17 protein-coding genes are annotated in these 17989 nt (G+C 70.6%); 9 read left to right on the top strand and 8 right to left on the bottom strand.

Going from position 1 to position 17989, the window contains the following annotated elements; genetic code table 11:
* Window positions 1-8: 8 nt before the first annotated feature.
* Window positions 9-830: an endonuclease I family protein gene (locus ACWD02_RS12835; protein WP_451208395.1), complete on the bottom strand. Its 822-nt coding sequence runs from the start codon at window positions 828-830 to the stop codon at window positions 9-11.
* 186 nt (window positions 831-1016) lie between these two features.
* Window positions 1017-1607 carry a TetR/AcrR family transcriptional regulator gene (locus tag ACWD02_RS12830; RefSeq protein WP_451208393.1) on the bottom strand — a complete coding sequence of 197 codons (591 nt, stop codon included), beginning with the start codon at window positions 1605-1607 and terminating at the stop codon, window positions 1017-1019.
* 189 nt (window positions 1608-1796) lie between these two features.
* Between ACWD02_RS12830 and ACWD02_RS12825 the strand changes: the two genes are divergently transcribed.
* Window positions 1797-3191, top strand: a complete 1395-nt coding sequence (locus tag ACWD02_RS12825; protein WP_451209191.1) for an aldehyde dehydrogenase family protein — start codon at window positions 1797-1799, stop codon at window positions 3189-3191.
* A 15-nt stretch (window positions 3192-3206) separates the two neighbouring features.
* On the opposite strand, the gene ACWD02_RS12820 is transcribed toward ACWD02_RS12825, so the two are convergent.
* Together ACWD02_RS12820 and ACWD02_RS12815 are read right to left on the bottom strand one after the other, a co-directional pair.
* Window positions 3207-3989 carry a thioesterase family protein gene (locus ACWD02_RS12820; RefSeq protein WP_451208390.1) on the bottom strand — a complete coding sequence of 261 codons (783 nt, stop codon included), beginning with the start codon at window positions 3987-3989 and terminating at the stop codon, window positions 3207-3209.
* 90 nt (window positions 3990-4079) lie between these two features.
* A complete protein-coding gene (locus ACWD02_RS12815; RefSeq protein ID WP_451208388.1) occupies window positions 4080-5285 on the bottom strand; it encodes an acyl-CoA dehydrogenase in 1206 nt (401 codons plus the stop codon).
* 184 nt (window positions 5286-5469) lie between these two features.
* Between ACWD02_RS12815 and ACWD02_RS12810 the strand changes: the two genes are divergently transcribed.
* Window positions 5470-5691, top strand: a complete 222-nt coding sequence (locus ACWD02_RS12810; RefSeq protein ID WP_451208386.1) for a hypothetical protein — start codon at window positions 5470-5472, stop codon at window positions 5689-5691.
* A 115-nt stretch (window positions 5692-5806) separates the two neighbouring features.
* Here the strand turns inward: ACWD02_RS12810 and ACWD02_RS12805 are convergent, their stop codons facing one another.
* Window positions 5807-6265: an RrF2 family transcriptional regulator gene (locus tag ACWD02_RS12805; protein WP_451208383.1), complete on the bottom strand. Its 459-nt coding sequence runs from the start codon at window positions 6263-6265 to the stop codon at window positions 5807-5809.
* Window positions 6266-6411: 146 nt separating this feature from the next.
* On the opposite strand from ACWD02_RS12805, the gene ACWD02_RS12800 reads away from it, so the two are divergent.
* The 6 genes from ACWD02_RS12800 to ACWD02_RS12775 all read left to right on the top strand — a co-directional run bounded on the left by ACWD02_RS12800 (window position 6412) and on the right by ACWD02_RS12775 (window position 14346).
* The gene (locus tag ACWD02_RS12800; RefSeq protein WP_363207051.1) at window positions 6412-6510 is read left to right on the top strand and encodes a putative leader peptide; all 99 of its coding nucleotides are present in this window, start codon (window positions 6412-6414) and stop codon (window positions 6508-6510) included.
* Between the two features lie 195 nt (window positions 6511-6705).
* Window positions 6706-7680 carry a TauD/TfdA dioxygenase family protein gene (locus ACWD02_RS12795; RefSeq protein WP_451208380.1) on the top strand — a complete coding sequence of 325 codons (975 nt, stop codon included), beginning with the start codon at window positions 6706-6708 and terminating at the stop codon, window positions 7678-7680.
* Window positions 7681-8085: 405 nt separating this feature from the next.
* Window positions 8086-8313 carry a type A2 lantipeptide gene (locus ACWD02_RS12790; protein WP_249585724.1) on the top strand — a complete coding sequence of 76 codons (228 nt, stop codon included), beginning with the start codon at window positions 8086-8088 and terminating at the stop codon, window positions 8311-8313.
* A gap of 93 nt (window positions 8314-8406) precedes the next feature.
* Window positions 8407-9213, top strand: coding sequence for an HlyD family efflux transporter periplasmic adaptor subunit (locus ACWD02_RS12785; RefSeq protein WP_451208377.1), 807 nt, complete (start codon window positions 8407-8409; stop codon window positions 9211-9213).
* Window positions 9210-11492: an NHLP family bacteriocin export ABC transporter peptidase/permease/ATPase subunit gene (locus ACWD02_RS12780; RefSeq protein ID WP_451208375.1), complete on the top strand. Its 2283-nt coding sequence runs from the start codon at window positions 9210-9212 to the stop codon at window positions 11490-11492. The genes ACWD02_RS12785 and ACWD02_RS12780 overlap by 4 nt, the downstream gene beginning before the upstream one ends.
* A 1-nt stretch (window position 11493) precedes the next feature.
* Window positions 11494-14346: an NHLP bacteriocin export ABC transporter permease/ATPase subunit gene (locus ACWD02_RS12775; RefSeq protein WP_451208372.1), complete on the top strand. Its 2853-nt coding sequence runs from the start codon at window positions 11494-11496 to the stop codon at window positions 14344-14346.
* 127 nt (window positions 14347-14473) lie between these two features.
* Here ACWD02_RS12775 and ACWD02_RS12770 read toward each other — a convergent pair whose 3' ends face one another.
* The 3 genes from ACWD02_RS12770 to ACWD02_RS12760 form a co-directional block, all read right to left on the bottom strand.
* A complete protein-coding gene (locus tag ACWD02_RS12770; RefSeq protein WP_451208369.1) occupies window positions 14474-15652 on the bottom strand; it encodes a serine hydrolase domain-containing protein in 1179 nt (392 codons plus the stop codon).
* 134 nt (window positions 15653-15786) lie between these two features.
* Window positions 15787-16302, bottom strand: a complete 516-nt coding sequence (locus ACWD02_RS12765; protein WP_451208366.1) for a lytic polysaccharide monooxygenase auxiliary activity family 9 protein — start codon at window positions 16300-16302, stop codon at window positions 15787-15789.
* A gap of 140 nt (window positions 16303-16442) precedes the next feature.
* Window positions 16443-16790 (bottom strand): DoxX family protein, encoded by a 348-nt coding sequence (locus ACWD02_RS12760; RefSeq protein WP_451208363.1) that lies wholly within the window; start codon window positions 16788-16790, stop codon window positions 16443-16445.
* 258 nt (window positions 16791-17048) lie between these two features.
* On the opposite strand from ACWD02_RS12760, the gene ACWD02_RS12755 reads away from it, so the two are divergent.
* On the top strand, window positions 17049-17972 hold the full coding sequence (locus ACWD02_RS12755) for an NADP-dependent oxidoreductase (protein ID WP_451208360.1): 924 nt from the start codon (window positions 17049-17051) through the stop codon (window positions 17970-17972).
* Window positions 17973-17989 lie beyond the last annotated feature (17 nt).

Genomic DNA, 17989 nt, shown 5'->3' with positions numbered 1-17989 from the left:
GTCCTGCGCTACCAGATCTCGCCGACCCACTCGGGGTGGTCGACGAACGGGTTGCGGTTGTGCTGGAACTGGTCGTAGATGGCCTGGTTGCGGTTCTTCTCGAACGCGTCCGGCGGGTCCTCGTCGCTCCACTGCTTCAGCACGGACAGGCGCCCGATGGCGGGGGCGCTGCCGTTGTCGACCTTGTCGTTGGGCTCCAGGTCGGCGAAGCCGTCCTCGCCGTCGTAGCGCACGGCCATGTAGAGGATCATGCGGGCCACGTCGCCCTTGACGGCGTCGCGGGGCTCGAAGGAGTCGGCGTCGGTGTAGTTGCCGGGCGCCTCGCCGACCTCGCTGCCGCCGTTGTCGAAGTCCTTGTTGCCGCGGGTGCTGTTGACCGAGACGTCCGTCGGACGCAGGTGGTGGATGTCGGTGCCGGGTCCGGTGGCGGTGCCGAAGTCGCCGTGGGACTTGGCCCAGGTGTGCTCACGGTTCCACTGGTCGGGGTCGCCGCCGTTGCTGTCCTTGCTCTGCGAGCGGCCGGTGTAGAGCAGGATCACGTTGCTGCTGTTCGCCGGGTCCTCGTCGGTGACCTTCAGGGCGTCCCATACCTGGTCGTACGACAGCTTGGTCTGGTCGCTGATGATGGTGTGCAGGGCGCTCTTCAGCTCCGGACCGGTCTTGCCGAGCGCGTCCTTGTAGTACGTGTCGTCATAGGCGCCGACGGACGCGGCGGGCGGCGTGGGGGCCGTGGTCGTGGCGTCGGCGGCGGCCGGGACGGTGATCCCGACGAGGACCGCGGCCGCCGTCATGGCCAGCGGTTTCCAGTGACGTATGTGAGGGACGGGCATGTGGGGGGTGTCCTCTCCCGGAGACTCGCGCGCACCGCGGATCCCTCCAACAGGACCTGCGTTCTACGCGAGTTGACAATTGGGCCAACGGGAGAGTGGCACGGTTGAGCGCATCACTGTATGAACGTTGTGGGTCGACTGTGTGACGATGTCGTGGACACGACATGCGCGGCGAATGGGTGCATCTCAGGACGTGCGTACGCCGTCGAGCACGGTGGCGACGGTGCGGCGGGCGAAGTCGTCGTCCAGCGGCAGGCGACGGAAGACCGCGCGCAGCCAGACCGCGCCGGCGAGCAGGTCCATCAACGTCATCGTGTCGGTGTCCGGCGGCAGTTCGCCGCGCTCGACGGCGCGGTCGATCACCGACTGCTCGCGCGCGAGGCGCTCGGCGAAGAAGCCCTGAATGTAGGCGGCAAGTCCGGCATCGCTCACCGCCGCCCCCAGCACGGATCGGACGACGGCACCCGAGGTCTGCGCGGTCAGCAGCCGTACGAGGCTCTCGACGAGGTGCTCCAGGTCGCCCCGGAGGTGCCCGGTGTCCGGGATCGGCAGGTCCAGGAGCGGCGCGTCGATGAGGGCGGCGCCGAGGAGCGCCGACTTGGAGGGCCACCAGCGGTAGATCGTCGTCTTGTTGACGCCGGACTCCTCCGCGATGCCCTCGATCGTCATGGACTCGAAGCCGTCGCGGGCGAGGGCCTTCAAGGTGGCGTCGAAGATCTGCGGCTTGCGCCGCGGGCCGTCGCCCCGGGCGGGCTGCGGGCGGTGATGCGTCGTCATGCGGCGGAGCCTAACGCAACACAACGGTGCGTTGCATACGTGGGATGGGCAGGCTACGGTCGGCGAAAGCGCAACGCACCGTTGCGTTTGCCGGGAGGAGACGCCATGGAGCAGTCGCTACTCACCGATCAGGACCAGAACCAGAACCAGGGCCAGGACCAGGGCCAGGGCCAGGAGCGGGAGTTGGGCATGGGTGGTGCGGACGAACCTGCCGCTGACGCCGCGGGGGCAGTCGCCCGGCTGCGCGCGACGTTCGCCGCAGGCCGGACGCGGCCGACGGCCTGGCGCCGACGACAACTGCGCGCTCTGCGAGCCCTGCTGACCGAGCAGGCGCCCGCGCTGACCGCAGCGCTCGTCACCGACCTGGGCAAGAGCCCCGTGGAGACGCACACATCGGAACTTGGCCTCGTCGTCAACGAGATCGATCACACGCTGCGCCACCTGGAACGCTGGCTGCGCCCGCGACGCGTCCCCGTCCCCATGGCGCTGCTCCCGGCGCGGGCCCGGACGGTGCGCGAACCGCTCGGCGTGGTGCTGATCATCAGCCCATGGAACTACCCGGTGATGCTGGGGCTCGCCCCCTTGGTGGGCGCCCTCGCCGCGGGGAACTGCGCCGTGCTCAAGCCGAGCGAACTGGCACCGGCGACCTCCGGCGCGCTGGCCCGCCTCCTGCCCCGCTACCTGGACCCGGACGCCGTCACGGTCGTCGAGGGCGCGGCGGCGCAGACCACGGCCCTCCTGGAGCAGCGCTTCGACCACATCCTCTACACGGGCAACGGCACCGTGGGCCGCATCGTCATGGCGGCCGCGGCCCGGCATCTCACCCCCGTCACCCTGGAACTGGGCGGGAAATGCCCGGTCCTTGTCGAGCCGGGCACCGATCTGGCCGCCGCCGCGCGCCGGATCGCCTGGGGCAAGTTCCTCAACGCGGGGCAGAGCTGCACCGCCCCCGACCACGTCCTGGCGATCGGCGGCACGGCAGGACCGCTGGCCGGCCATCTCGCCGACGCGATCACGTCCATGTACGGCACCGACCCCGCCCGCAGCCCCGACTACGGCCGCATCATCGACGACCGGCACTTCGACCGGCTCACCGCGCTGCTCGGTGACGGCCGCGTGGTGACCGGCGGCGCGCACGACCGGGCCACCCGCTACCTCGCGCCGACCGTGCTCGCCGACGTCGACCAGGCAGCCCCCGTGATGTCCGAGGAGATCTTCGGCCCGATCCTGCCGGTCCTGTCCCTGCCCGACCTGGACGCCGCCATCGCCTTCGTCAACGCCCGAGCCAGGCCGCTCGCCCTCTACGCCTTCACGCCTCACCGGGAGACCCGGCGCCGGCTGCTTCGGGAGACATCGTCGGGCGCGGTCGGCTTCGGGCTCCCCAACGCCCATCTCACGGTGCCCGGCTTGCCTTTCGGCGGTGTGGGGGAGAGCGGCTTCGGCAGTTACCACGGCCGGTGCTCGGTCGAGACCTTCAGCCATGTGAAGGCCGTCCTCGACAAGCCGCTGTCTCCCGACACGATACGAGCGGCCTACCCGCCCTTCACCGCGGCCAAGGAGCGGCTGATCCGCCGCTTCATGTGAGCGGGGGCGGGTGGGTCACAGGGGCCGGACGGTGAGGATCTGCTGGGCGTGGCCGACGGGGCCGTGGATGTCGTGCAGGACGGTGCTGGTGATGCCCTGACCCGTCGGACCGAAGGTCACCGTGGTGTCGAGGCCCGTCCAGCCGCCCTCGGGCTGACGGTGCAGGTGGACGGTTAGGTCGACGTTGGGGAACATCCACTCGGTGGGCGGCCGGCGTACGGCGATGCCGTTGGCGGTGTCCACGAGCGCGACGTACGACGCGAGGGGACTCGCGGTCTGCCCGGCGACGAGGTCGAGCGGGGTGGAGATCCACGCCGTCGTACGGCCCGGCTGCGGGGGAGCGACGGGGCGGACGTCCACGGAGGCGATGTACCCGCCCGGCCACAAGGACGCCATGGGCCAGGACTCCAACGCCTCGGGAGAGGTGAGCTTGTCGGCGCCGCCGCCCGCCACGGAACTGGTGTCGCCGGAGGCGAGGAGCCATGCCCGGGCCCGTACCACCGGACGGTCGGCCATGAGCACGACGGCTTCGACCAGTTCGATGGTGCGGCCGGGGCGGATGGTCTCCACCCGGATCTCGCACTCGTCGAGGGCGAGGCGTCCAAGGATGTCGAAGCTGATCCGCGACATGACGAGGCCGCTGTCGGGTCGGGCGGCCAGATACCGGTCGATGGCGTGCACGGTGAGGCCGCCGAGCGGGCTGAAGTGCTGCTCGTCGGTGTCCCACGCGCCACCGGCATGGACGGTGGGCTTGTAGCGGTGCTCGTCGATGGGTTCGTAGTAGCTGCCGGTGTTCAACGGTGCTTCCCTCTCGGCCTTGCGGATGCGGGGGTATCCGAAGATCGTACTGACCGTGGGGCCGACCGCGGAGGGGAGCAGGATGTCCTGTTATCGCAGGCCGTTGAGGTAGTGCTCGCCGATGTCACGCAGGCGGTGCGCGGTGGAGTCGTGGGCCGTCAGGGCTCGGGCGTTGCGCCAGAACCTGTCCAGTCCGGGGTCGGTCGCGGGGGAGGGCGCGTCGGCGGTGAGTTCCAGGACGCGGGTGGTGATGTGCAGGGCGGACCGGGTGGTGACCGCTTCGGCCGCGGCCACGAGGAACGCGATGTCGGCACGTTCGTCGGCGTCCAGCGCGGGCCCCGTCTCCAGGCCGTGGGCCAACGCCTCCGTCGCGCGGTCCACCACGGAGGCGGCGCTGTGCGCGGCCGTCGCCAACTCCCCGTAGGCGAGCAGCAGATAGGGGTCGGTGGGAGGCGGCCCGCAGTCCTCGCCGGCGCCGAGCGCACCCATGGGGGCGGGACGCGGCAGCGCGCGGCTGACGTCCCGCGCCTCGGCGAGCGCGCCCTCCGCGTTGCCCAGGCCGACCTGGACGAGCAGGAGACGGCGGGCCAGCGGGGCGAGCGCGCTGAACGGCGCGATCTCGTGCTCGTCGACGGGAACGGTGCCGAGCACCTGGTGTGCGGCCACCGGTACGTCGTCGTAGCTGACGCCGCCCGCACCGTTCAGGCGCTGCCCGAGCAGATCGTGCGCCGGTTCGGCGCGGACGCCGGGGTGGGTGGGGTCCACCTGGACGACCACCCACTCGCCGCTGTCCGTGCGCCGCGCCGTGTGCACCAGCCGGTCCGCGACGGCGACACCCGCGGTCGAGGGCCGCCTGCCGTGCAGGACGTATCCGTCGGCTACCGGGGTCAGCGCGAGGCCGGTACTCGTCTGCGCGTCCGGCAGTGCGATGTCACCGCCCCAGAGCCACTGTTCGCGTACGGCGCGCGATTCGAGGGCCGCGGCGTCCGCGGGCGCGGCGAACAGGCGCGGGCTCCACGACAGGGCGTGGTGATGTGCGAGGAGTTCGGCGATGGAGCTGTCCGCCGCCGCGATGTCCCTGATCGCCGTACACGCCGTACGCCAGTCGACTCCCCGGCCGTCCGAACCGTCCTGGCCCGAGGGTGTCAGGAGCGCGGGCAGTCCTGCCTCACGCAGCCGCGAGACCTCGTCGAGCGGTGGTTTGCCCGCCCTGTCGCGCAGGTCCGCGTCGACGGCGAGATCGTCGGCGAGCTCCCGGACGACGCGCGGCGAGGCGGAGGGGATCAGCGTTGTCACGGCGACGCCTCACAGATTCCTAGTTTCCCTACCTGATTGATAGGAATAGTGGTGTCGAACTCCTGTCGCTACAAGGGGGTGTTCAAGACGTGGACCGAGCCGTCTCGCAAGATGGGACCGAGAAGCCCGTCGGTGCGCCGTAATTCAGTTACGGAAGCGCGGCCGTCATGCCTACCATCCGGCCATGCCGAGACCCTCCGGATTCACCTACGAGCAGCGCCCCGACGGCAGCGTGACGATCACCCATCACGGCCGCGACGCCGGCACGCTGCGCGGTGCGCGCGCCGAGAAGTTCCTCGCCGAGGTCGAGTCGGGCGACGCGCAGCTGGTGATGGCCCGCTGGACGGGCGCGTACAAACACGGCAACGAACGCACGGCACGCAACCATCCGCGCAATCGGCGCTAGACCCTGGCCCGCGGGGCAGAGGCAGGGGCGAGGCGGTCATGCCCGGCGGGCAGCCGCCCGTGGCCGTGGTCACCCCCATACGCCTGGTCCGACGCGATTCGGCCTGAGCACCCGTTCAGGGGTTCGTCCAGGCCGATGGATCCGCGGCGAGTTCCGTGACCGGGGTGGGCAGGTCGGCGCCGGCCACGTCGGCCAGGGAGACTCCCTCGAGGATCTGGCGGACGTTCGCACGCAGGGCGATCCACAGCGGCAGCAGCGATTCCGCGGGCCCGCTGTAGGCCAGCTCCGGAGGGCGCACCCCGCGCACCGACACCAAGGGGCCCTCCACGACGCGGATGACGTCCGCGATGCTGATGCGGTCGGCGGTCCTGGCCAGGCGGTAGCCGCCGTTGCCGCCTCGCTGGCTGAGGACGAGACCACCGCGCCGCATGTCGTTGAGGATGCCCTCGAGGAACTTGTGCGGGATCTCCTGGGCGTCCGCGATGGCCTCGGCCTTCAGCGGCCCGTCGTCCTGGCACGCGGCGAGTTGCAGCGCGGCACGTACCGCGTAGTCCGCCCTGGCTGAGATCCGCATGGCCGCATTATGCTGCACCGCCCTGACCGGTACGAATCACCTCCGGCCGCGACCAGTGGCCACGGGGGTCGCCTCCGCGATGTCGGGCGCGTTGCAGGGTCGTGAAACGGGCGGGGGAGACCTTGCCGTGCTTCCGGCGGGCGGACATGCTCCAGGACATGACCGCGATGACCTTTCTTGTCCCGCGGCTCCACGTAGACCTGGGCCGCCTCGCCTCCGCGGCGTGTCGTCTGCGCGTGGCCTGACCACCGCCTTCGTTCCCGGCGGCCGCAGCTGTGGCTGCTGTCCCGCTTCTGCGCCGCGAAGCGAACCTTCTGACCCTCTCCTTCGCTTGCCTCCGCATGCCGCAACTCGGCCATGCGCGGCGCCATTTGCCCTGCGCTGACTCCGTTCCGCTCCGTGAGCGGCCAACACCCGCCCCACCGAAGGGATCTCGACCCATGACTTCCGCACCCGCAGTGGAGACCGCCCTCAGCCCGGCTGAGCCCCTCACCGTCCAGAAGGTGGGCGGCCGCATCGGCGCGGTCATCTCCGGCGTCCGTATCGGCGGTGACCTGGACGAGGCGACCGTGGCCGCCGTGCGCGCCGCGCTCCTCGAGCACAAGGTCGTCTTCTTCCGTGACCAGCAGCATCTCGACCCCGAGAGCCACGAAGCCTTCGCCCGGCTGCTCGGCACCCCCGTCGCCCACCCCACCGTGCCGTCCGTGGACGGCCGTTACGCCCTCGGCATCGACAACGACCGCGGCGGCCGCGCCAACCAGTGGCACACCGACGTCACGTTCGTGCCCGCCTACCCGGCCTTCTCCATCCTTCGCGCCGAGGTCATCCCGCCCTATGGCGGCAACACCCTGTGGTCCAACACCGCCGCCGCATACCTGGATCTGCCCGCGCCGTTGCGGACCCTCGCCGACAGCGTGCGCGGCGTGCACACCAACGACTACGACTACGCGGCCACCCGCCCCGAAGCCTCCTCCGCGGCGCTCGACCAGCACCGCGAGGTATTCACCGCCGTCAAGTTCCGGACCGAGCACCCGGTGGTCCGCGTCCACCCCGAGACCGGTGAACGCACCCTGATCCTGGGCAACTTCCTGCAGAAGCTCAGCGGCTTCCGGACCGCCGACTCCCGCGCCCTGATCGGCATACTCCAGTCCTACGTGGAGCGGCCGGAGAACACGGTCCGCTGGCAGTGGCGCGCGGGCGACGTGGCCATCTGGGACAACCGCGCGACGCAGCACTACGGAGTCGACGACTCCGACGACCACGAGCGCACCCTGCGCCGCGTCACCATCGACGGCGACGTCCCGATCGGTGTCGACGGCCGGCGCTCGGTGCTCCTCGCCCCCGAGTCGGTGCCCGAGCCCGGCCACGGGATCGCCTCCGGCGCATCGACGGACGGGGCGGTCGCGCAGGTCTGATCCGGCGGCCCCGTGTCCCCTTCGGCCACGATTCGCCACGCCTTCAATAAACCTGCACATCGAATACGCAGCCCAGTCACGGCATTCGGCGAATACTCCACGCGCGGTCCTTGTGTATTGACCACAGAACTTTCGCTTTGGTGGGAGAGTGTCCGCTTTGGTGGAGGGAGTCCTTCCGCTCACGGGATTCCCGTCTGTGAATCTTGTGAAGGAGCTGCTCCCGCGCGGTGAACATGCCTGCACGCAGCGGTGATTCGATGCCGCGAGGGCCGCCGACCGTCACCACATCGATTGGATGTACGACCTGCGAACGTGCTTTGATCCTGGCCACCGCGGAATTCGCACATCAGGTTCCGCAGTGTTGGAAACACCTTTGCGACATTCATGAGAAGGGCAGCTCACACCATGAACTACACCCCCCAGGTCGAGACCCTCGAGATTTCCGACGCCGACCTCGACAACGTCTCCGGTGGCCTCGTCGCCGGTGTCGCGGGCAACGTCACCAGCACCGTTGACTCCATCGCCCCGGTCTCGGGCGTCGTCGGCGGCGTCGTCGGCACCGTCGAGGGTGTCACCGGCCTGAACACCGGCGCCGTCACGGGCCTGGCCTCCGGCCTGACCGCTGGTCTCTGAGCCTCAGCTCACTGAGACGCCATGATTCGTGAGCCCCGGAACCATTGGTTCCGGGGCTCACGGACGCCACAGGCAAGGTAAGGGAAGCGTTCCGTGCAGTTCCGCCAACAGGCCCTGTCCAAGCTGCAGTCGCCCGAGGAACTCGACCTGCCGGTGCGCTACGCCCGACCTCAGGGCCTGCTCGTGCTCGCCGTCACCCTCGTCGTCATGGCCGCCGCGAGCGTCTGGGCCGTGACCGGCTCGATCTCCTCCACACTCCGCGCACCCGGCATCCTCACCCACGGCCAGGGCAGTTACGTCCTGCAGAGCCCCGTCACCGGACAGGTGACGCACGTCCTCGCCGAAGAGGGGAAGCGGGTCGCCGCGGGCGCTCCCGTGCTCAAGGTCCGTACGGACCAGGGAGACAAGGTCGTACGCTCCATCGCCGCGGGCCGCGTGACCACCCTGGTCGCCAGGATCGGCACCGTCGTCACCACCGGCGCCGACGTCGCGACCGTCGAGCGGGTCTCGGGCACCGACGACCCCCTCCTCGCGATGCTCTACGTACCGGCGGACAGCGCGGCGACCGTCCCCGTCGGTGCCTCGGTGGACCTCACCGTCCAGTCCGTTCCCACGGAGGAGTACGGCAAGCTGCGCGGGCGCGTGAAGGCGATCGGGCGAGCGGCCCAGAGCGAACAGAAGGTCAGCGGGTTCCTCGGGGACAAGGAACTGGCCGGGCAGTTCACCAAGGACGGGCCGCCCGTGGCCGTCCTCGTGAGCCTGGAGAACTCCTCCACCACCAGGTCCGGCTACAAGTGGTCGTCCGCCGAAGGCCCGCCCTTCACCCTCGACTCCATGACCCTTGCCAGCGGCGCCTTCCACCTCGCCGAGCAGCGCCCGATCGATTGGCTGCTTCCGTGACCGCACCGCACCCCTCCCCGGCCCACCAGCAGCAACTGCCGCCCCCCGGCGGTCGCCGCAGGCACCGTCCCGAACCCCAGCGCGGCCGCCGCCGCGCCGCGCCGCGCCCCGCGTCGAAGGGCAAGCGGCAGAAGACCGTCCGTACGCCCACGGTCCTGCAGATGGAGGCCGTGGAGTGTGGCGCCGCCGCGCTCGCCATGGTCCTCGCGCACTACGGACGGCACGTCCCGCTGGAGGAGCTGCGCATCGCGTGCGGCGTGTCCCGCGACGGCTCGCGGGCCAGCAACCTCCTGAAGGCGGCGCGCAGTTACGGCCTGACGGCCAAGGGCATGCAGATGGAACCGGCCGCGCTCGCCGAGGTCAAGGCGCCCGCGATCCTCTTCTGGGAGTTCAACCACTACGTCGTCTACGACGGCTTGGGCCGTCGCTTCGGGCGGCGCGGCGTGCACATCAACGACCCGGACAAGGGCCGCCGCTTCGTCCCCTCGGAAGACTTCGACACCAGCTTCACCGGCGTCGTCCTGGTCCTGGAGCCGGGCGAGAACTTCCGCCCGGGAGGTCGCAGGCCCGGCGTCATGCGGGCGCTCCCCGCGCGGCTGCGCGGCACCACCGGCACCATGCTGGCCGCGCTGCTCGCCAGCCTGTTGCTCGTCGCGGTCGGCGCGGCACTTCCCGCGCTCAGCCGTACGTACATCGACCTGTTCCTGATCGGCCATCAGACGTCCTTGTTGGGCGCCCTGTTCACGTCGATGGGCGCGATGGTGGCGCTCACCGTGGTCCTGACCTGGCTGCAACAGGCGAATCTGCTGCGCGGCCGCATCATCTCCTCCACGCTGAGCAGCGCCCGCTTCCTGCGCCACCTGCTGCGCCTGCCCGTCACCTTCTACGCCCAGCGCAGCCCCGCCGACCTCGTCCAGCGCCTCGCGTCCAACGACGCGGTCGCCGAGACCCTGGCCCGCGACCTGACGGCCGCAGGCGTCGACGGCATCGTCGTACTCCTCTACGCGGCCCTGCTGTGGACGTACGACCCCCAGCTCACCCTCGTCGGCGTCGGCATCGCCCTGCTGAACATCGTCGCGATGCGCATCGTCATCCGACTGCGGGCCACCGGCACCCAGAAGCTGCGCGCCGACAGCGCCAAACTCACCAACACCTCGTACACCGGCCTGCAGTTGATCGAGACGATGAAGGCCACCGGCGGCGAGAACGGCTACTTCCGGCGGTGGGCGGGCCAGCACGCCACCACCCTGGAGGAGCAGCAGCGCCTCGGCGTGCCCAGCGCCTGGCTCGGCGTCGTCGCGCCGACCCTCGCGACGCTCAACAGCGCGCTGATCCTGTGGATCGGCGGCCTGCGCGCGGTCGAGGGACATCTGTCGATCGGCCTGCTCGTCGCGTTCCAGGCGCTCGTCACCCGCTTCACCGCGCCGATCACCCGTCTGAACGGCGTCGCGGGCCGCATCCAGGACTTCGGCGCCGACGTCGCCCGCCTCAAGGACGTCGAGAACTTCCCCGTCGACACCCTCTACTCCCGCCCCGAGCCGGAGGCGAGCACCCGCCGCCTCAAGGGCCACGTGACCCTCGAGGACATCACCTTCGGCTACAGCCCCCTCGACAAGCCGCTCCTGACGGGCTTCTCCCTGGCGGTCGGCCCCGGCCAGCAGGTCGCCCTGGTCGGCGGCTCCGGCAGCGGCAAGTCGACCGTCTCCCGGTTGATCTCGGGGCTCTACAGCCCCTGGGAGGGCACGATCCGCATCGACGGGCAGCGCCTGCAGGACATCCCGCGCGGGGCGCTCGCCGCCTCCGTCTCCTTCGTCGACCAGGACGTCTTCCTCTTCGAGGGCACCATCCGCGACAACGTGGCGCTGTGGGACCCCTCCATCCCGGATGATGCCGTCGTGGCCGCCCTCAAGGACGCCTGCCTGTTCGACATCGTGGCCCGCAGGCCCGGTGGCATCCACGGCCGCGTCGAGCAGGACGGCCGCAACTTCTCCGGCGGGCAGCGCCAGCGCCTGGAGATCGCGCGCGCCTTGGTCCGCCGTCCCAGCATCCTCGTGCTCGACGAGGTGACCAGCGCCCTGGACGCCGAGACCGAGCAGGTCATCATCGACAACCTGCGCCGCCGCGGGTGCGCCTGCGTCGTCATCGCGCACCGCCTGAGCACCGTGCGCGACAGCGACGAGATCGTCGTCCTCGACCACGGCACGGTCGTGGAACGCGGACGCCACGAACACCTCGTCGCCGCCGGCGGACCCTACGCCGACCTGGTCAAGGAGCACTGAGGTGACCCAGGCAGCGGAACACACATATCCAGGTGACAGCGTCGCCGCCGCCTTCGGCGCGCTCGGTACCCCGGCCGACTGCACGGGCCTGCGCAGCGTGCACCTGGAGGGTCCGCAGGTCCTGTGGCTCGTCGTGGCCGGCGCGCTCGACCTGTTCGCCGTCGACGCCGTGCAGCAGGGCCACTGGCACTTCCTCGGCCGCCTCGAACCCGGCACCCTGCTCCTCGGCCCGGTCGAAGGCCCCCAGCACACCCTCGTCGGGCGCCCGCTCCAGGGCTGCGAGCTGCGCCGCATCCCGCTGCGCGAGCTGTACCGCCCCGACTACGGCGACACCTGGGCCTACGAGCAGCAGTACCCCAGCCAGTACGACACCCAGGACGCCTCCCTCAGCCTCCTCGAGCACGCCTTCGCGCTCGGCATCGGACGCAGCCACCGGGTCCTGTTCGAGGCGCCGCTGGACGGCCGCACGATGGCCGACGACGTGGTGGCCGACGACGACATCCTCTGGATGCCGGTCGCGCCCGGCAGCGTGCAGTACGGCTCCGCGTACAGCTCGGAGGCCGCGGGCGATCTGCTCGTCGACGCCTCCATGTGGCAGCGCATGGTCAACCAGCAGTACCGGCTGCTGTCGACCCTCGACCGCTGGATCGAACGCCTGGAGCGGGCCCACGAGGACCGCACGGCGGCCGGCATCAAGGCGGGCGAGACCGTCCGCGAACAGGCCGACCGCACTCTGATCGCCTCCATCGGCCGTTCCGGCAGGGGCGGCGTGCGCCGCACCGAGTCGCGAGGCGGCGACGACGTGACGTACGCCGCCTGCCGTCTGGTCGCCGACGCGGCCGGCATCACGCTGTCCGGCGCCGCACAGGGCGGTGCGGTCAGCGACCGGATCGACCCGGTCGAGCAGGTCGCCGTGGCCTCGCGCATCCGCACCCGTGCCGTGCGGCTCGACGGGCGCTGGTGGCGCGAGAACACCGGCCCGCTGGTGGGGCACCGCGCGGGCAGCGGGCAGCCGGTCGCGCTGCTGTGGCGGCGCGGCGGCTACGAGTCGGTGCATCCGACATCCGGTCGGCGCACGCGGATCGACAAGACCAACGCGGAGGAGTTCGAACCGCAGGCGGTCATGTTCTACCGCCCCCTGCCGGAACGGGCGTTGACGCCGTGGCGGCTCTTCCGCTTCAGCCTGCGCGGCACCGGCGGCGACGTACGCAATCTGGCGATCGCCGGTCTGGTGACGGTCGCGATCGGGGCGCTCGTGCCGATCGCGACGGGACAGGTGCTCGGCGTGTTCGTCCCGAACGGCGAGAAGAGCCTCATCGTCCAGGTGTCCCTGGCGGTGATGATCACGAGCATCGTCTCCGCGGCGTTCATGCTGCTCCAGAACCTCACCATCCTGCGGATGGAGGGCCGGATGGAGAGCACACTCCAACCAGCCGTGTGGGACCGCCTGTTGAACCTCCCCACCCGCTTCTTCGCCTCCCGGTCCACCGGTGAACTGGCGAGCGCGGCGATGGGCGTCAGCGCGATCCGCCGCGTCCTGTCGGGCATCGGCCCCGTCGCGCTGCAAGCGGGCACGATCGGCGCGATGAACCTGGTCCTGCTGCTGCTCTACAGCGTCCCGCTGGCCCTGGCCGCCCTGGGCATGCTGATGGTGATCGCCGCCGTGTTCCTGACCCTCGGCCTGTGGGAACTGCGCTGGCAGCGCCGCCTGATCGAGCTCTCCAACAAGCTGAACAACCAGGCGTTCCAGACGCTGCGCGGCCTGCCCAAACTCCGCGTCGCGGGGGCGGAGAGCTTCGCCTACGCGGCGTGGGCGGGCGAGTTCGCCCACAGCAGGGAACTGCAACAACGCGCGGGCCGCATCAAGAACGTCACGACGGTCCTCAACTCCGTCTACCTCCCGCTCTGCACCCTCATCATGTTCATCCTCCTCGCGGGCCCGGCCCGCGGCAGCCTCACGGCGGGGGAGTTCCTCACCTTCAGCACGGCGGTGACGATGCTCCTGACGTCCGTCACGCAGCTGACCGGCGCCCTGATCTCGGCGGCGTCGGTCCTCCCGATGTTCGAGCAGATCAAGCCGGTGCTCGACGAGGCGCCCGAGGTGCGGGGCGCGAGCACGCAGCCGGGCGAGCTGCAGGGCGGGATCGAGGCCCGCGCACTGTCCTTCCGCTACGCGGACGACGGCCCCCTGGTCCTGGACGATGTGTCCCTGTCCATCCGTCCGGGCGAGTTCGTCGCGGTCGTCGGCCCCAGCGGCTGCGGCAAGTCGACGCTCCTTCGCCTCCTGATCGGCTTCGACAAGCCGGTCTCCGGCAGCGTCCTTTACGACGGCCAGGACCTGTCGGCCCTCGACCAGGCGGCCGTACGCCGACAGTGCGGCGTCGTCCTGCAGAACGCGCAGCCGCTCACCGGCTCGATCCTGGACTGCATCTGTGGCGCCGAGACGTTCACGCAGGAGGAGGCGTGGGAGGCCGCGGCGATGGCGGGCCTCGCCGAGGACATCAAGCGCATGCCGATGGGCCTGCACACGATGATCTCCGGCGGCGGAGCGGTCTCCGGCGGCCAGCGCCAGCGCCTGATGATCGCCCAGGCCCTGATCCGCCGCCCCCGCGTCCTCTTCTTCGACGAGGCGACCAGCGCCCTGGACAACGAGACGCAACGCACGGTCATCGACAGCACCCGGGCCCTCAACGCCACCCGCATCGTCATCGCCCACCGCCTCTCCACGGTCATGGACGCGGACCGCGTCATCGTCATGTCGGAGGGACGAGTGGTACAGCAGGGGCCGCCCGCGCAATTGCTGGCGGACACGGGCGGACGGCTGCACGAACTGGTGCGGCGCCAGATGCAGTGACATGCGCGGGCGCGGTGACGTGTGCGGGGATCCGTTCGAGGACCCCGCCCGCGAAGACGCCGTGGAGGGGCAGCGTCTCGAGGTGGACGTAGCCGAAGACCTGAGCCGTCGGGCCGGACCCAGCGTCTCAGGACCCGGCCGCCGCGTACCGCCAGAAGTCCCGCATCAGCTCGGGGAAGCTGGGTCCACCCATCTGCAGCTGGCTGAACATGAGCGTGACCGTGCCGGTGGACGGGATGATGTGGGCCGTCGTGCCGGTTCCGCCGACCCAGCCGTAGCGGCCCGGCACGCTCCATGGTTCGACGGGCTCGATGTCCACGGCGCCGCCGAAGCCCCAGCCCATGCCTTCGAGGAAGAGTCCGGCGGACTCCCGCTCGGGCGTCGTCAGTTGATTGGTCGTCATCTGACGGACCGAGTCCGGCGTGAGGAGCCGGCGCCCGCCCACCGTCCCCTCGGCGAGCAGCATCCGTCCGAAGGTGAGCCAGTCGTCGACGGTCGAGACCAGGCCGCCGGCGCCGGACGGGAACGGAGGCGGGCTGCTCCACTGGCCGTCGGGGGCGTCGAGCAGTTCGAGTCCGCTGCGGGGGTCGCGTTCGGGCCCGGCCTCGGCCCCGGCCGCGTAGTAGCTGGTGAACCGGTCGAGTTTGCCGGGCGGCAACGAGAACGCGGTGTCGGTCATCCCCAGCGGCTCGAACAGCCGCTCCGCCAGGAACTCGGGGAGCGGCACCCCGGTGACCCGCGAGATCAGTACGCCCTGGAGGTCGGAACTGAGGTTGTAGAGCCAGCCGTCGCCGGGCTGGTGCAGGAGCGGGATACGGGACAGCGCGGCCATCCACGCGTCCGGCGCGGGGGCGGCCTGCGGCTGCGGAGGCCCTTGCTTCAGCTCGCTGAAGAGCGGCGCGAGCGCGGGCAGCGAGAAGTCGGACGGGAAGCCGTACCCCGTACGGGAGGCGAGCAGGTGGAAGACCGTGATGGGCCGGACCGCCGGGACTACGTCGTCCACCGGTGAGTCCGGAGCGCGGACGACGCTCGGCGACGCCAGCTCGGGGAGCCATTCGCGGACAGGGGCGTCCAGCGTGATGCGGCCTTCCTCGACCAGCATCATGACGGCGGCGGCGACGATGGGCTTGGTCAGCGACGCGATGCGGAAGATCGAGTCCCTGGCCATCGGGGCGGTGCCCTCGACGTCGACGGAGCCGACGGCCGCGACCTCCTCGCCCCGGTCACCGCGGGCCACCAGCCCCACCGCTCCCGCCACGGAGCTGTTGCTGACGTGCGTCTCCAGAGTCTTGCGCAGATCGGCCATGCGTCCACCCTCTCAGGCGGGGCATGATCCGCGGCGTCACCGCGGGAAAACCCGGCCTGCCGGGCCGTCGGCGTTCTGACGCCGGGGCCCGGCAGACCGGGTCGGGTGGTGTGGGGGAGCCACCCGCGCGGGGGTCAGCCCGCGATGTTCACGTCGATGCAGGCGTAGAAGGCGTTGGTGGTGTCGGCGATGTTCCACACCGCCAGCACCTTCTGCTTGCCGGTGAGCCCGCCGAAGTCGACCTTGTGCGTGACGGTCTCGCCCGGCTGGGCGCCCCCGTCGTCGACCTCGGCGATCTTGTTGCCGCCGACGAAGTACTGCCAGGTGCTGGTGCTGTGACGTGCCGTCAGCTTCCAGCTGAACTCCTGCGAGGAGCCGACGTCGGTGGCCTTCCAGCCCTTGCTGTCGTCGTCCAGTTCGGCGAATCGGGCGTTGCCGCCGCTGCACGTCGTCTGCCCCTTGGGGCCTTCGACGCTCTGCGGTTCATGGGTGATGTCTCCGCAGGACACGGTGCCTGCCGCGCACTGTGCCTGACGGCTCGGGGGCGAGGAGACGTAGCCGTGCGCGCTGGCCGGGGTGACGGAGGCCAGGACGAGCACGGGCGCGATTCCCGCGCCCAGAGCGGCTGCCAGTTTCTGCTTCTTGTTCATCTCTGTTCCCTCTGAGTGGGGGGAGGAGGGGCGAGAGACAACCGGGCGCCTCGGTCGACTCATTGGCCTAGACCATACTGCTTGTCATGGCTCAGTCAACCCTTCAAGTACTTCTCGTGGTGCGGAAGTTGCTCTTGGGGTCAGGCGGCGAAGCCCAGAGCCAGGGCGCCGACCACCGGCGCCGCGTAGATCAACGGGAAGGGGATGTGCGCGTACCAGCGGGCTCGGACCACGGTGACGACGGCGCCGGCGAAGTACAGCGCCAGGCCGATCCCGGCCGCGACCCCGATGGCCGGCACGAGCAGTCCGACCAGCAGGCCTGCCGCCCCGGCGGCCTTGGCGGCGCCGAGCCAGGGCAGCCACGAGAAGGGGACGCCGTAGTCGGCCATGGGCTCCACGACCCACTTGGCGCGAAGGAAGACCGAGACGGCCGAGAAACCCACCATGACGGCGGCAAGGACGGTGACGACAACGAAGGCGGTGGACATCAGAAGGGCTCCCATCGAACGGCTGCCCGGCCGGACTTGCCCCGGCCTGGCATCTTGAGTGCGTCAATGCTCTGACGGGCCGCGACGCGGGAATGTGACCGGCCAACGCCGATTGTGGTGTGACCTGGGTCACGTATGGCCGAGGGTGCGCATAGGTAAGACGCTGAGACATGTAGACGAGACAGAAAGCCATTCAGCGGCTCATTCGATCTCCCTAGGGTTGAGGACATCAACCGCACCGAACCCAGGAGATCCACCATGCGCGCAGTCATCCAGAAGTCCATCGGCGGCCCCGAGGTCCTTGAGGTCGTCGAGACCGAACGGCCGAAGCCGTCGGCCGGCGAGGTCCTCGTCAAGGTGCACGCCAGTGCCGTCAACCCCGTGGACATCGCCGTCCGGTCCGGCGCCCTCCCGCTGCTCGGCGAGCCACCGTTCGGCGTGGGATGGGACATCTCCGGAGTGGTCGAAGAGGTGGGCCCCGGCGCCGGGTTCGTGGTGGGCGACGAGGTGTACGGCATGCCGCACTTCCCCCGCGCCGTCACCGCGTACGCCGACCACGTGGCCGTTCCGGCCGGTCAGCTGGCCCGCAAGCCCGCTTCACTCGACCACGTGCACGCCGCCGCGGTGCCTCTCGCGGCGCTCACCGCCTGGCAGGGGCTGGTGCGCGCGGCGGACGTCAAGGAGGGTGACCGGGTGCTGATCCAGCGGGCGGCCGGCGGCGTCGGCCACTTCGCGGTGCAGATCGCGAAGGCGCGGGGCGCCCACGTGATCGCGATAGCCAGTGCGGGCCGCCATGACTTCGTGCGAGGCCTCGGCGCCGACGAGATCATCGACTACCGCACCACCGACTTCACCCAGGCCGTCCGGGACGTGGACGTGTTCCTCGACTCGACGGCCCAGGGCGACCTCTCGCTCGGCGTGGTCCGACCCGGCGGCGTACTCATCAGCATCCTGGAGCACGGTGACACGGAGCTCGCCGCACGCGTCGAGGCCGCCGGACGGCGCTTCGCCGGTGTCCTGGTCGAACCGGACTCCGCCGGCCTCGAAGCCCTCGCCGAACTGATCGACGCGGGCCGGATCCGTCCCTACGTCGAGGAGACGTTCCCGCTGGCAGAGGCCGGCAAGGCGCACGAGCTGGTCGCCGCGGGACACGTACAGGGCAAGATTGTCCTGACGGTCTGAACAAGGCGGTCCGCATG

It is taken from the genome of Streptomyces sp. NPDC002853, from assembly GCF_053591915.1.
Note: the sequence above shows the minus strand (reverse complement) of the source record. Positions and strands in the feature narration are given on the sequence as shown.

Coding starts and splice junctions, on each gene's coding strand:
- ACWD02_RS12825 (WP_451209191.1), top strand. CDS start 1,797: ATGGGTGGTGCGGACGAACCTGCCGCTGACGCCGCGGGGGCAGTCGCC.
- ACWD02_RS12755 (WP_451208360.1), top strand. CDS start 17,049: ATGCGCGCAGTCATCCAGAAGTCCATCGGCGGCCCCGAGGTCCTTGAG.
- ACWD02_RS12810 (WP_451208386.1), top strand. CDS start 5,470: ATGCCGAGACCCTCCGGATTCACCTACGAGCAGCGCCCCGACGGCAGC.
- ACWD02_RS12765 (WP_451208366.1), bottom strand. CDS start 16,302: ATGAACAAGAAGCAGAAACTGGCAGCCGCTCTGGGCGCGGGAATCGCG.
- ACWD02_RS12805 (WP_451208383.1), bottom strand. CDS start 6,265: ATGCGGATCTCAGCCAGGGCGGACTACGCGGTACGTGCCGCGCTGCAA.
- ACWD02_RS12790 (WP_249585724.1), top strand. CDS start 8,086: ATGAACTACACCCCCCAGGTCGAGACCCTCGAGATTTCCGACGCCGAC.
- ACWD02_RS12760 (WP_451208363.1), bottom strand. CDS start 16,790: ATGTCCACCGCCTTCGTTGTCGTCACCGTCCTTGCCGCCGTCATGGTG.
- ACWD02_RS12795 (WP_451208380.1), top strand. CDS start 6,706: ATGACTTCCGCACCCGCAGTGGAGACCGCCCTCAGCCCGGCTGAGCCC.
- ACWD02_RS12770 (WP_451208369.1), bottom strand. CDS start 15,652: ATGGCCGATCTGCGCAAGACTCTGGAGACGCACGTCAGCAACAGCTCC.
- ACWD02_RS12830 (WP_451208393.1), bottom strand. CDS start 1,607: ATGACGACGCATCACCGCCCGCAGCCCGCCCGGGGCGACGGCCCGCGG.
- ACWD02_RS12800 (WP_363207051.1), top strand. CDS start 6,412: ATGCTCCAGGACATGACCGCGATGACCTTTCTTGTCCCGCGGCTCCAC.
- ACWD02_RS12835 (WP_451208395.1), bottom strand. CDS start 830: ATGCCCGTCCCTCACATACGTCACTGGAAACCGCTGGCCATGACGGCG.